This window comes from Streptomyces sp. NPDC045678 (assembly GCF_056432085.1).
The window spans coordinates 39,234-52,023 of the sequence record NZ_JBWKJS010000015.1 but is presented as its reverse complement, the minus strand read 5'-3'; the positions used below and the strand labels follow the sequence as shown (position 1 = coordinate 52,023).

The following is a 12,790-nucleotide window of genomic DNA, read 5'->3' as shown; positions in this document are numbered from 1 at the left end:
GGTGTGCGGCGTTCCAGGTCATGTGGCGGAGCCACCTGTCCTGGGGCGCCGTTCACCATGGGGGTCCCCCCCCTGCTCGAGCGCAGCCGAGAGCTTGGGGGAGTGCGTGCCGGGCGTCGGGGCGCAGGCGGGGGTTCGAAGACAGGCTCTGAGACCCCGGGGTCCCCTCAGCCGTCGGTCCGCAGCCATACGCGCAGCGGGCCGACGGTCTCGAACCCCTGACGGAGCGCGGCCGCGAGGTCGTCGCCGTGCTCGTACCCGACGACGGGCACGCCCGGCCACAACCGGTCCGTGGCCTCCAGACAGGAACGCCACGCGGCGTCCAGGTCGTCGTCGACGGCGAAGAGGTTCGATACGCCGATGACGGAGGCGCCGGGGTAGGCGATGGCGCCCGCGGTGACGGGGTCTGTGGCGGCGGAGGCTGTGCCCGCGGGTGCCAGGAACACCGCTCCGTCGTCGAGCAGCGAGGGCCGGAACAGCCCTCCGCTCTCCCCGTCGCCGCTCCAGGCGGCCTCCCACGCGAGCAGTCGTTCGGCGCCTGCGACCGGCTCCCAGCCGCCGGCGCGCGGCGGTGCGGGTTCCGACGCCGGGCGGTGGATCCACCGTGCCTCGAACAGCACCTCGAAGCCGGCCCCGGAGAGGTCCAGCGTGCCGAAGCTGTCCTTCACGGAGGCGCCGGGGGAGGAGAGGTCGATGCGGGGGAGCACGTCGTCGGGGGTCGCGGCGGGCGAGAGCGTCACGGCGTCGGGATACAACGGGGGAGTGCGCAGCGCGCTTGCCCATACGCCTGCTTCGACGGTGCCTCCCACTCCGTGGGAGCGGCAGACGGCGTCGCACCAGTCGGCGTTGTTGCGTACGGCCGCGGTGAGCGGCGGGGTGGCGTGCGAGTCGGTGATCACCCGCGGATGCTGTCAGAACTGGCCCGTGCGCGTCGCCCGCATTTCTTTCGGCCGCCCCGCGGGGGAGCGGGGCGCGCGAGGTGCACGGAGTGCATGGGGTGTGCGGGGAGTGCGGGGTGCATGGTGTGTGCGGGGCTCACCCCTCCACCTGTGTCCGCAGCCACTCCTCGACCTCGCCCACGTGCGCCGCCGCCGCGGCGCGGGCCGCCTCCGGGTCCCGGGCCACGAGTGCGCGGTGGATGCGGGCATGCTCGCGGCGGGTGCGTTCGAACGCGCCCTCTTCCTGGTAGCCGCGCCAGACCCGGGCACGGAACGTCCGTGACGACAGGCCCTCCAGGATCGCGGCCATCGTGTCGTTGCCCGCCGCGAGGACGATCGTGCGGTGGAACGCCAGGTCGTGCGAGAGGATCTCCTCCGGGTCGTCGGTGGCGTTCATGGCCTCCAGGTGTTTCTCCACGTCCGCCAGTTGGTCGGACGAGATGCGGGCGGCGGCCAGTGCGGTCGCGGTGGACTCCAGTACCCGGCGTACTTCCAGGAGTTCGACCAGGCGTGCTCCCCGGGACAGGTCCGCGACCACCCCGAAGGTCTCCAGGAGGTCGCCGGCCTCCAGCTGGGTGACGTAGATACCGGAGCCGTGCCGGGCTTCGAGCACCCCGAGCACCGTCAGCGCCCGGATGGCCTCGCGCATCGAACTGCGCGAGATGCCCAGCCGCACGGCCAAGTCGCGTTCGGTGGGAAGCCGTTGGCCCGGTTCGAGCCGGCCCTCGCCGATCATCGCCTTGATCTGCTCGATGGCCCGCTGCGTCACGGTGCCCTTCTGCGGGGCGGGCTGGTCCGGCTGGTCCACGTAACGCTCCTCCACTGGACGGGACGCCGCAGTCTAGTCAGTGATGTGGTCCGACCACTACGGCCGGAAACCGGGGAAAGTCGGCGACGAGGGGTGTTGTGGGCGGCAAGTGGTCTGATAAATATTCGCGTCATCAGGTCCCCCTCGTTCCCCCCTGCCGATGAGGAGCCCGCCGATGGCCAGCCGGAACGTGCGCAGCAAACCGAGCAACAGGCCCAGCAGGACGGGGACTTCGCGGGCAGTGCGCGCCGCGGCGGCGACCGCCTGCGCGGCCCTCGCACTCGCCGCCTGCGGCAGTACGAAGGACACCGCGTCGCCCGGCGCGGGTGGCGGCGGCGAGGGCAAGGTCGGTGTGGTCCTGCCCCTGCTGACCTCGCCGTTCTGGCAGTCGTACAACGACTACGTGCCGAAGATGGCGAAGTCCGAGGACGTCGACGCGATGAAGACCGTCAACTCCAACAGCGACCCCTCGCAGCAGATCACCGACATCAACAACCAGCTCAATCAGGGGGTCAAGGGGCTCGTCGTCGCGCCGCTCGACAGCGCCGCGATCGCCGCGGGCCTCGACCAGGCCGAGCGCAAGGGCGTCCCCGTGGTCGCCGTCGACGTCGCCCCCGAGAAGGGCAAGGTCGCGATGGTGGTCAGGGCGAACAACGTCGCGTACGGCGAGAAGGCCTGCGACTACCTCGGCGAGAAGGTCAAGACCGGCAAGGTCGTACAGATCATGGGCGACCTGGCCTCCGTCAACGGGCGTGAGCGCTCCAAGGCCTTCCGGGACTGCGTCAAGAAGAAGCACCCGAAGCTGAAGGTCCTGGAGATCCCCGCCAAGTGGGAGTCCGACACGGCAGCCGCCAAGCTGGACACCCTGCTCAACTCCCACCCCGACATCAAGGGGATCTACATGCAGGCCGGCGGCGTGTACCTCGCGCCCACCCTGCAAACCCTCAAGTCCAAGGGGATGCTCAAGAAGGCGGGGGAGAAGGGGCACATCACCGTCGTCTCCAACGACGGCATCCCGCAGGAGTTCGACGCGATCCGCGAGGGCCGGATCGACGCGACCGTCTCGCAGCCCGCCGACGCCTACGCCAAGTACGGCATGCACTACATCAAGGCCGCGATGAACGGGGAGGAGTTCAAGCCCGGGCCGACCGATCACGGATCCGAGATCGTGAAGCTGCCCAGCGGCATCCTGGAGGACCAGCTGCCCGCCCCGCTGGTCACCAAGGGGAACGTCGACGACTCCGAGCTGTGGGGCAACACGGTCACATGACGACGACCGAACTCCCCACCGGCCGGGCCGGTGTGACCCCGCTCGTCGAGGCGTCCGGCATCGTGAAGCGGTACGGACCCACCGTCGCCCTCCAGGACGGCCGGCTGACCGTCCTGCCCGGCGAGTCCCACGCCCTCGTCGGCCGCAACGGCGCGGGCAAGTCCACCCTCGTCACCGTCCTCACCGGACTGCAGGCCCCCGACGCCGGCACAGTCCGCTTCGACGGCGAACCCGCGCCGCCCCTCGGTGACCGCGACGCCTGGCGACGCAGAGTGGCCTGCGTCTACCAGAAGCCCACCGTCGTCCCCGAACTCACCGTCGCCGAGAACCTCTTCATCAACCGGCAGCCCGCGGGCCGCGGCGGCTTCATCAGCTGGCGCAGGCTGCGGAACGAGGCAGCGGAAGTCCTGGAGATGTGGGACGTCCACGTCGACCCCGACGCCCGCACCGCAGAACTCAAGGTCGAGGACCGCCAAATGGTGGAGATCGCACGGGCGTTGAGCTTCGGCGCGCGCTTCATCGTCCTCGACGAGCCGACCGCGCAGCTCGACAACCGCGAGATCGAACGCCTCTTCACCCGCATGCGCGCCCTCCAGGAATCCGGTGTCACGTTCCTGTTCATCTCGCACCACCTCCAGGAGGTGTACGAGGTGTGCCAGACCGTCACCGTCCTGCGCGACGCCCGCTGGATCCTCAGCGCCCCCGTCGCCGACCTGCCGCGGGGCGCCCTCGTGGAGGCCATGGCGGGCGAGGTCACCGCCGCGAAGGCCGACGCCGAGGCAGCCGTGGCCCGCTCCGGGGTACCGGCCGACGCCCCCGTGCTGCTCAACGTGCGGGGGCTGACCAGCGAGTCGTACACCGGCATCGACCTCACCGTGCGCAAGGGCGAGGTCGTCGGGCTCGCCGGATCCAGCGGCAGCGGCAAGATCAACCTCGCGGAGAGCTTCGCCGGACTGCACACCCCGACCGCCGGAACCGCCCGGCTCGACGGGCGGCCCCTGCCCTTCGGAGACGTGACCGCGGCCCTGCGCGCCGGGGTCGGCTGCGTACCGCGCGACCGGCACGGCCAGGGCCTCGTCTTCGGCATGAGCATCGGCGACAACGCCACCATGAGCGTCCTCGACCGCCTCGGCCGGCACGGGTTCATCGGCACCGACACCAGGCGGCGCTTCGCCGACGACCTCATCGACCGCCTCGACATCCACGCCGAAGGCCCCGACCAGCCCGTCTCCGACCTCTCCGGCGGCAACGCACAGAAGGTCGTCATGGCCCGCGCCCTCGCCTCCGACCCGCGCCTGCTCGTCCTCATCAACCCGACCGCGGGCGTCGACGTGAAGTCCAAGGAGTCCCTGCTCGCCCGCGTGGACCACGCCCGCGAGGACGGCACCGCCGTCCTCGTCGTCTCCGACGAACTCGACGACCTGCGCCGCTGCGACCGCGTGCTCGTGCTCTTCCACGGCCGGATCGTCGCCGAACACGCCGCGGGCTTCCACGACCACGAGCTGATCGCCTCCATCGAAGGAATGGACCATGGCTGACCTGAAGGCCCCGTCGGCCTCGACCACGGCTCCCGTACGCCCGGGGCGCGACAAGGCGGCGGCGAAGACCGTGCTGCTGCGACGCGCCCGGGAACTCGCCCTCGTCCCAGCCCTGTTGCTGCTCGTTCTGCTCGGCGCGCTCGTCAACGACTCGTTCCTGACCGAGCGGAACCTCATCTCCATCCTCGGCGCATCCGCCGCGCTCGCCATGGTCGTCCTCGCCGAGTCCCTCGTCCTCATCACCGGCAAGTTCGACCTCTCCCTGGAGTCGGTCGTCGGCATCGCGCCCGCCGTCGGCGCGCTCCTCGTCCTGCCCGCGGCCCAGGCCGGCTTCGGCACGGACCTGCCCGCCGCCGTCGGCATCCTCGCCATCGTGCTGGTCGGCGCGGCCATCGGCGCCTTCAACGGCGTCCTCGTCGTGAAGCTCAAACTCAACGCGTTCATCGTGACGCTCGCCATGCTGATCGTGCTGCGCGGCGTCCTCGTCGGCGCCACCGAGGGCAAGACACTCTTCGGCATGCCCGACGCCTTCTACACCCTCGCCACCACCACCTTCCTGAGCATCCCCCTGTCGGTATGGCTCGCGGGAGCCGCCTTCGGCCTCGCGGGCTTCGTCCTCAAGTACCACCGCGTGGGCCGCGCCCTTTACGCGATCGGCGGCAACCCGGACGCCGCGCGCGCCGCGGGCATCCGCGTCGACCGGGTCATGCTCGGCGTGTTCGTCGTCGCCGGGGCCCTCGCCGCGGTCGGCGGCCTCATGCAGACCGGCTACGTCGGCGCCATCAACGCCAACCAGGGCCAGAACATGATCTTCACGGTGTTCGCCGCCGCCGTCATCGGAGGCATCAGCCTCGACGGCGGCAAGGGCACCATGTCCGGCGCCCTCACCGGCGTCCTGCTCCTTGGCGTCGTACAGAACCTGCTCACCCTCGCCCAGGTGCCGTCCTTCTGGATCCAGGCCATCTACGGCGGAATCATCCTCGTCGCCCTGATGATCGCCCGCGTCACCACCGGCCGCGCACAGGACTGAGAGCCACGGTCAGCCGCTTCCCCGCCCCTTTCCGGAAAGGCCCCCCGTGCCCCCGACCTCCGCCCGCATCACCGCGGTAGACACCTACGACATACGGTTCCCCACCTCGCGGGAGCTGGACGGGTCCGACGCGATGAACCCGGACCCCGACTACTCCGCCGCCTACGTGGTGCTGCGCACCGACGCCGACGACGGCCTGGAGGGGCACGCCTTCACCTTCACCATCGGGCGCGGCAACGACGTGCAGGTCGCAGCGATCCGCGCCCTGCGCCACCACGTGATCGGCCGCCCGGTCGACGACATCTGCGCCGACCCGGGCACCGTCAACCGCGCCCTCGTCGGCGACAGCCAGCTGCGCTGGCTCGGCCCGGAGAAGGGCGTGATGCACATGGCCATCGGCGCGGTCGTCAACGCGGTCTGGGACCTCGCCGCCAAGCGCGCCCGCAAACCCCTGTGGCAGCTGCTCGCCGACGCCACGCCCGAGTGGCTCGTCTCCCAGGTCGACTTCCGGTACATCGCCGACGCCCTCACCCCGCAGGAAGCCCTCGACCTGCTGCGGTCCGGCCGTACGGGAGCGGCGGACCGGACCGCCGCCCTCCTGGAGCGGGGCTTCCCCGGCTACACCACCTCCCCCGGCTGGCTCGGCTACAGCGACGAGAAGCTCACCCGCCTCGCCCGGCAGGCCGTCGCCGACGGCTTCACACAGATCAAACTGAAGGTCGGCGCCGACCTCGCCGACGACATCCGCCGCTGCCGCACCGCCCGCGAGGCCATCGGCCCCGACATCCGCATCGCCGTCGACGCCAACCAGCGCTGGAACGTCGACGAAGCCGTCCAATGGACGCGCGCACTCGCCGAGTTCGACCCCTACTGGGTCGAGGAGCCCACCAGCCCCGACGACGTCCTCGGCCACGCCGCCATCCGCGCGGCCGTCGCCCCGGTCAAGGTCGCCACCGGCGAACACGTACAGAACCGCATCGTCTTCAAGCAGCTCCTCCAGGCCGACGCCATCGACATCCTCCAGATCGACGCGGCACGCGTCGGCGGAGTCAACGAGAACCTCGCGATCCTGCTGCTCGCCGCCAAGTTCGACGTCCCCGTCTGCCCGCACGCGGGCGGCGTCGGACTCTGCGAACTCGTCCAGCACCTGTCGATGTTCGACTACGTGGCGCTCGCCGGGACCACGGAGAACCGCGTCATCGAGTACGTCGACCACCTCCACCAGCACTTCACCGACCCCGTCGTGCTGCGCGCCGGCCACTACACGGCCCCGACCGCGCCCGGCTTCTCGGCGACGATGCGCGCCGAGTCCATCGCCGCATTCACCTACCCGGGCGGCACGTTCTGGGCCGCGGACCTCCTGCAGGAGAAGCACGCGCGGGACACCCCCGCACACGACCGCACCACACGGGACAAGGGAGCAGCCGCATGACCGACTTCCAAGGCCTCAAGGCCCTCGTCACCGGCGGGGCCTCCGGCATCGGCCGGGCCACCGCCGAGCTCCTCGCCGCCCGCGGCGCCGATGTCGCCGTCCTCGACCTCGACCCGGGCGGCGTCGACAAGCCCCTGCGCGCCTACGCCGCCGATGTCACCGACGACACGGCCGTCCGGGACGCCGTCGCCGTGGCCGCCGCCGACCTCGGCGGACTCGACGTCCTGGTCAACAACGCGGGCATCGGCGCCCAGGGCACCGTCGAGGACAACGACGACGCCCAGTGGCACGCCGTCCTGGACGTCAACGTCCTCGGAATCGTCCGCACCACCCGCGCCGCCCTGCCGCACCTGCGCCTCTCCACGGACGCGGCGATCGTCAACACCTGCTCCATAGCCGCGACCGCGGGCCTCCCGCGGCGCGCCCTGTACGCGGCGTCGAAGGGCGCGGTGCTGTCCCTCACCCTCGCCATGGCCGCCGACCACGTACGCGACGGGGTGCGCGTCAACTGTGTCAACCCCGGCACCGTCGACACCCCGTGGGTCGCCCGGCTCCTGGACGCCGCCCCCGACCCGGCCGCCGAACGGGCCGCACTGGAAGCCCGACAGCCCACCGGACGGCTCGTCACGGCCGAGGAAGTCGCGGGCGCCATCGCCTACTTGGCGAGCCCCCTGTCCGGCGCCACCACCGGCACCGCACTCGCCGTCGACGGCGGCATGCAGGGCCTGCGACTGCGGCAGGCGACCCGATGAGCGCCCTGGCGCGGCGCCCCCTCGGCCCCGGCGGCGTCGAGGTGACCGAGCTGTCCTTCGGCGCCGCCGGGATCGGCAACCTCTACTCGCCGGTCACCGACGCGCGGGCGGCCACCGCACTCGACCACGCCTGGAACGCGGGCATACGCTACTTCGACACCGCCCCGCACTACGGCCTCGGCCTGTCCGAGCGCAGGCTGGGCGAGGCACTGCGGGGGCGGGACCGCTCCTCGTACGTCATCTCCACGAAGGTCGGCAGGATCCTGGAGCCCGCCGACGAGGTGTCCGGCGACGACCTCGCCGACGGCGGCTTCGCGGTGCCGAGGACGCACCGCAGGATCTGGGACTTCAGCGCGGACGGCGTGCGCCGCTCGATCGAGTCCAGCCTCACCCGGCTCGGCACCGACCGCGTCGACGTCGTCTTCCTGCACGACCCCGACAACCACGAAGAGGAAGCCTTCCGCGAGGGCTACCCGGCCCTGGAGAAACTGCGCTCCGAAGGCGTCGTCGGCGCGATAGGCGCGGGCATGAACCAGGCGGAGATGCTCACCCGCTTCGTCCGCGACACGGACGTCGACGCCGTGCTCTGCGCGGGCCGCTACACCCTCCTCGACCACCGGGCCCACACCGGGCTGCTGCCCGCGGCGAGCGAGCGGGGCACCTCGATCGTCATCGGCGGCGTCTTCAACTCCGGACTGCTCGCCGACCCCAAACCGGGTGCCCGCTTCGACTACGTCGAGGCGCCACCGGACCTGCTGGCCCGCGCCCGCGCCCTGCGCACGCTCGCCGAGCGGCACGGCACCACGCTGCGAGCCGCCGCCCTGGCCTTTCCCTTCGGCCATCCGGCCGTCGCCAGCGTGCTCGTCGGCATCCGCGCACCCGAGCAGGTCACCGACGCGGCCGAGCAGTTCGCCGCCGGGGTGCCTGCCGACTTCTGGCAGGAGGCACGGGAGACCGGGCTGCTGCCTCCGGAGGTGCCGGTTCCCGTAGAGATACGGGGAGGTGGCAGGCCGTGAGAGTCGCCCTGCACACCACGGTCCGCGCGGACCGCGTCGACGCGTACGACGCCGCGCACCGCGAGGTGCCCGCCGAGCTCACCACGGCGATCCGGGCCGCGGGCGCCACCTCCTGGACCATCTGGCGCAGCGGCACCGACCTCTTCCACATCGTGGAGTGCGAGGACTACGCCCGCATGCTCGCCGAGCTGGCGAAGCTGCCGGTCAACATCGCCTGGCAGGCACGGATGGCCGAGCTGCTCGACGTCGTCCACGACTACTCGGCCGAGGGCTCGGACGCGGGCCTCCCCGTCGTGTGGGAGCTGCCGTGACGGGGAGCGCGCCGGGCCTCGTCGACGCCCACCACCACGTGTGGGACCTCTCCGTGCGCGACCAGGACTGGATCACCGGGGACGCCCTGGCCCCGATCCGCAGGAACTTCTCCCTCACCGACCTCGCGCCCGAGGCCCGCGCGGCCGGCGTCGGCGCCACGGTCGTCGTCCAGACGGTGACCGTCCCCGAGGAGACACCGGAACTTTTGGCGCTCGCCGATGGGAGCGACCTCGTCGCGGGCGTCGTCGGCTGGACGGACCTCACCCGCCCGGACGTGGCCGACACACTGGCCGCCCTGCGCGAACTCCCCGGCGGACAGCACCTGGTGGGCATCCGGCACCAGGTGCAGGGCGAACCGGACCCCGAGTGGCTGCTGCGGCCGGACGTCCGCAGGGGGCTGTCCGCCCTGGCCGACGCGGGCCTCGCCCACGACCTCGTGGTCCTGCCCCACCAGCTGCCCGCCTGCGCCAGAGCGGCGGCGGACCTGCCCGGACTCACCTTCGTCCTGGACCACTTGGGCAAGCCGCCCATCGTCCGCGGAACCCTCGAACCCTGGGCGTCGGCGGTCCGCGCCCTCGCCGCACGCCCCAACACCGTCTGCAAGCTCTCCGGCATGGTCACCGAGGCCGACCGCGCGACATGGACGGTGGACGACCTGCGGCCGTACGCGGACACGGTGCTGAACGCCTTCGGTCCGCGACGGCTGATGTACGGCTCCGACTGGCCGGTCAGCACCCTCGCGGCGACCTACACCGAAGTCCTGGACGCGGCACGCCTGTTGACGGACACACTGGACACGGCCGAGCGTCAGGAGGTCTTCGGCGGCACCGCCCGGCGCGTCTACTCGCTCTGAGCCGGCGGCGCGAGTCGCGTCGGCCCCAGGAACTCACGGACGTACGTGCGCTCCCAGCACGCGCCCGTATCGCGCAGCTCGCGCCAGGTCGTGAACCGGTAGCGGTACAGCCTGGCGCGGACGTACGCGGGCGGGGACCCGGGCGGGAACGGTGAGCTCCGCAGCAGGCGCAGCGTGTCACGGTCGTCGTCCAGCAGGCGTTCCACCAGCGGGCCGAACCACGAGCGCGCGTACGCGGGGGAGAGCCCGGCGAACCACATCATCCAGTCGAGCCGCAGATGGTACGGAGCGAACTGGCGCGGCCAGCGGTGTACGTCACCGGGCTTGCCCTTGAACTCGTAGGCCCGCCAGTCGGAGTCCTCGCGGGGCACGGTGTCCGCCGTGCCCTCGATGACGATCTCCTGGCGCACCCGGTTGACGCTGCCGAACGCGCCGTACGCGTTGACGAGGTGCAGCGGGTCGAACGAACGGTTCATGACCTGCCGCCGGGACAGCAGATTGCGCACCGGCCGACAGCTCATGGCCAGGAGCAGTGCCGCCACGGCGGTGACCACCACCTCGTACCAGAGGGGCGCGTCCGCGACCTCGGGCGGCGTGTGCCAGGCGGACAGGTCCAGGGCGGAGAACGCGAGCACGATGGTGATCCAGTTCAGCCAGGAGAAGTTGCCGGACAGGACCAGCCAGAGCTGGGTCACGATCATCAGGCAGGCCGCACCCGTCGCCACCGGCTGTGGAGTGAACAGCAGGAACGGCACCACGAGTTGGGTGACGTGGTTGGCCGCGACCTCGACCCGGTGCACCGGCTTCGGCAGGTGGTGGAAGAACCAGCTCAGCGGCCCGGGCATCGGCTGTGTCTCGTGGTGGAAGTCCAGGCAGGTGAGCTTGCGCCAGCACGCGTCCCCGCGCATCTTGATCAGCCCGGCGCCGAACTCCACACGGAAGAGCACCCACCGCATCAGGAAGAGCACCAGGACGGGCGGGGCGACCCGGTCGTTGCCGAGGAAGACCGCGAGGAAGCCCACTTCGAGGAGCAGCGACTCCCAGCCGAAGCCGTACCAGGTCTGCCCCACGTTCACGATGGAGAGGTACAGCGCCCAGGGCACCAGCCACAGCAGCATCGCGCCCCACAGCGGCAGGAGACCGTCCACGCCGGCGAGCAGCGCCACCGCGACCGCACACCCCGTCCACGCGCAGAGCGCGAAGAACCGGTCCGAGAAGTGCAGCTGGAACAGGCTGGGGGCGCCGCGGAACGGCACCCGCTCGACGTACCGGGGCACCGGCAGCATCCCGCGCTCCCCGATGAGCGCCCGGAACTGCAGGGCGGCACCGAGGAACGCCGTCAGATAGAGCGCGGCCAGGGCCCGCTGGAAGATCAGCCGACTCAGCCAGTACGCATCCGCCGTGAACCACTCCACGGGTCCATTGTGCTGCCCACCAGGGTTTTCCGTACGCCGACCGGGCCGCACGCCCGGCTTGCGGGCCCGCGGGAACCCCCGCAAACAATGGCGGAACACCCCCGTCAGCGGGGGCACACGGCACGGCAACGGCGGGAGAACCGGTGCGCACATCCACCAGGACCCACGCGATCGTCTTCGCGATATCCGCGGCCCTAGCGGTGGCGGGCTGTTCGGGCGACGGCGACAAGAAGTCCGCCGACGGCGGCAGCGAACCGTTCATGCAGCCGGTCGCCGCCCAGGGCCCCGACCCGTTCACCGAGTCGACCGCGGAGACCGGCGCCTCCCCGCAGCCCGTCACCCGTTCGCCGCAACCGTCGCCCACCGGATCGGCGACCCCGCAGGGCACCCGTTCCATCCCGGGCGGAACACCGGGACTGTACGGCGGCACGTACAACGTCGGCAGCTGTGACGTCGACCGGCAGGTGCGCTTCCTCACCGACGACCGGGGGAAGGCGCGCGCGTTCGCGCAGGCCTCCGACATCGAGGAGGCCGACGTCCCGGGCTATCTGCGCGGGCTGACCCCCGTGGTGCTGCGGGCCGACACGCGCGTCACCAACCACGGCTTCCGCGACGGCTCGCCCACGCGTTTCCAGTCCGTCCTGCAGACCGGCACGGCTGTCCTCGTCGACGACCGGGGCCTGCCGCGCGTGCGCTGCGCCTGCGGCAATCCGCTGAAGCCGCCGGTCGCGTTCGAGCGCTCGCCCCGGCACAACGGGCAGGCGTGGAGCGGCTACCGGCCGACGCGGGTCGTCGTGGTGACCCCGGCGCCGCGGCCGATCGTCGACATCACCATCGTGAACATCGTCAACAACACCTGGATCGAGCGGAAGATCGGCGACGGGAAGGCACACCACGACCGCCCGACGAAGCCGCCGACCCCCACACCCACGCCGACGCCGACCACGCCGAGCCCGACGTCCCCCTCGCCGTCCAGCCCGACACCCACGGATCCGGACGAGACGGAGCCCGACGAGACGAGCCCGGACGAGACCGGCTCCGGTCAGACCGATCCCGACGAGACCGGTCCCGACGGAACCAGTCCTGACGGGACGAGCCCCGACGGAACCAGCCCCGAGGGCACCAGCCCTGGCGAGTCCAGCCCGGACGAGGACGCCGGAGACTCCCCGACCGGCTGCCCCACGCGGACGGGCACGCCTCCCCACCCCGCGTCGCCGCTCCCGCCCGGCTGCCCCTCGCCGGCGCTGCCCTCGTAGGCGGCGGGGAGCCATATCGGTCAGACGGCGGGTGAGAGGGCCATGCGGAACGCGCCAATCGTTCCCGGGCCCTCTCGTCGCTGTCGCCCCTGTCGCCACGGACGTCCTTTCCCCGCATCGCAACCGCGTTCTGGAATATTGCCGAGTTCAGTCATCAGGCAAATACGACG

At 71.7% G+C, this 12,790-nt stretch carries 12 protein-coding genes; 9 read left to right on the top strand and 3 right to left on the bottom strand.

The genetic code is table 11. The features are described from left to right. Positions 1-167: 167 nt before the first annotated feature. Together AC07DO_RS38005 and AC07DO_RS38000 are read right to left on the bottom strand one after the other, a co-directional pair. On the bottom strand, positions 168-899 hold the full coding sequence (locus AC07DO_RS38005; RefSeq protein WP_479066761.1) for a hypothetical protein: 732 nt from the start codon (positions 897-899) through the stop codon (positions 168-170). Between the two features lie 136 nt (positions 900-1,035). Continuing rightward, positions 1,036-1,746: a FadR/GntR family transcriptional regulator gene (locus AC07DO_RS38000; protein ID WP_479066759.1), complete on the bottom strand. Its 711-nt coding sequence runs from the start codon at positions 1,744-1,746 to the stop codon at positions 1,036-1,038. 175 nt (positions 1,747-1,921) lie between these two features. Here AC07DO_RS38000 and AC07DO_RS37995 point away from each other — a divergent pair, with 175 nt between their 5' ends. Genes AC07DO_RS37995 through AC07DO_RS37960 form a run of 8 tightly spaced genes read left to right on the top strand, consistent with a single transcriptional unit; the run spans position 1,922 to position 9,949 of the window. Next, entirely contained in the window at positions 1,922-3,016 is a 1,095-nt protein-coding gene (locus AC07DO_RS37995; RefSeq protein WP_479066757.1) for a sugar ABC transporter substrate-binding protein, read from the top strand. Further along, positions 3,013-4,554 (top strand): sugar ABC transporter ATP-binding protein, encoded by a 1,542-nt coding sequence (locus tag AC07DO_RS37990; RefSeq protein WP_479066755.1) that lies wholly within the window; start codon positions 3,013-3,015, stop codon positions 4,552-4,554. The genes AC07DO_RS37995 and AC07DO_RS37990 overlap by 4 nt, the downstream gene beginning before the upstream one ends. Continuing rightward, a complete protein-coding gene (locus AC07DO_RS37985; protein WP_479066753.1) occupies positions 4,547-5,584 on the top strand; it encodes an ABC transporter permease in 1,038 nt (345 codons plus the stop codon). Before AC07DO_RS37990 ends, AC07DO_RS37985 begins: the two co-directional genes overlap by 8 nt. Positions 5,585-5,630: 46 nt before the next feature. Beyond that, on the top strand, positions 5,631-7,016 hold the full coding sequence (locus AC07DO_RS37980) for an L-fuconate dehydratase (protein WP_479066751.1): 1,386 nt from the start codon (positions 5,631-5,633) through the stop codon (positions 7,014-7,016). After that, complete coding sequence (locus AC07DO_RS37975; RefSeq protein ID WP_479066749.1) at positions 7,013-7,768, top strand: SDR family NAD(P)-dependent oxidoreductase; 756 nt, start codon at positions 7,013-7,015, stop codon at positions 7,766-7,768. Before AC07DO_RS37980 ends, AC07DO_RS37975 begins: the two co-directional genes overlap by 4 nt. After that, positions 7,765-8,784 carry an aldo/keto reductase gene (locus AC07DO_RS37970; RefSeq protein WP_479066747.1) on the top strand — a complete coding sequence of 340 codons (1,020 nt, stop codon included), beginning with the start codon at positions 7,765-7,767 and terminating at the stop codon, positions 8,782-8,784. The genes AC07DO_RS37975 and AC07DO_RS37970 overlap by 4 nt, the downstream gene beginning before the upstream one ends. Continuing rightward, positions 8,781-9,095, top strand: coding sequence for an L-rhamnose mutarotase (locus AC07DO_RS37965; protein WP_479066745.1), 315 nt, complete (start codon positions 8,781-8,783; stop codon positions 9,093-9,095). Before AC07DO_RS37970 ends, AC07DO_RS37965 begins: the two co-directional genes overlap by 4 nt. Continuing rightward, complete coding sequence (locus AC07DO_RS37960) at positions 9,092-9,949, top strand: amidohydrolase family protein (RefSeq protein WP_479066743.1); 858 nt, start codon at positions 9,092-9,094, stop codon at positions 9,947-9,949. The genes AC07DO_RS37965 and AC07DO_RS37960 overlap by 4 nt, the downstream gene beginning before the upstream one ends. Here AC07DO_RS37960 and AC07DO_RS37955 read toward each other — a convergent pair. Beyond that, positions 9,937-11,364 (bottom strand): lipase maturation factor family protein, encoded by a 1,428-nt coding sequence (locus AC07DO_RS37955; RefSeq protein WP_479066741.1) that lies wholly within the window; start codon positions 11,362-11,364, stop codon positions 9,937-9,939. The genes AC07DO_RS37960 and AC07DO_RS37955 overlap by 13 nt on opposite strands. A 143-nt stretch (positions 11,365-11,507) precedes the next feature. On the opposite strand from AC07DO_RS37955, the gene AC07DO_RS37950 reads away from it, so the two are divergent. Further along, on the top strand, positions 11,508-12,620 hold the full coding sequence (locus AC07DO_RS37950; protein ID WP_479066739.1) for a DUF6777 domain-containing protein: 1,113 nt from the start codon (positions 11,508-11,510) through the stop codon (positions 12,618-12,620). Positions 12,621-12,790 lie beyond the last annotated feature (170 nt).

Bases quoted from the DNA above. Each gene is read 5' to 3' on its own strand.
- AC07DO_RS37995 (WP_479066757.1), top strand. From the start codon at position 1,922: ATGGCCAGCCGGAACGTGCGCAGCAAACCGAGCAACAGGCCCAGCAGG.
- AC07DO_RS37975 (WP_479066749.1), top strand. From the start codon at position 7,013: ATGACCGACTTCCAAGGCCTCAAGGCCCTCGTCACCGGCGGGGCCTCC.
- AC07DO_RS37970 (WP_479066747.1), top strand. From the start codon at position 7,765: ATGAGCGCCCTGGCGCGGCGCCCCCTCGGCCCCGGCGGCGTCGAGGTG.
- AC07DO_RS37985 (WP_479066753.1), top strand. From the start codon at position 4,547: ATGGCTGACCTGAAGGCCCCGTCGGCCTCGACCACGGCTCCCGTACGC.
- AC07DO_RS37990 (WP_479066755.1), top strand. From the start codon at position 3,013: ATGACGACGACCGAACTCCCCACCGGCCGGGCCGGTGTGACCCCGCTC.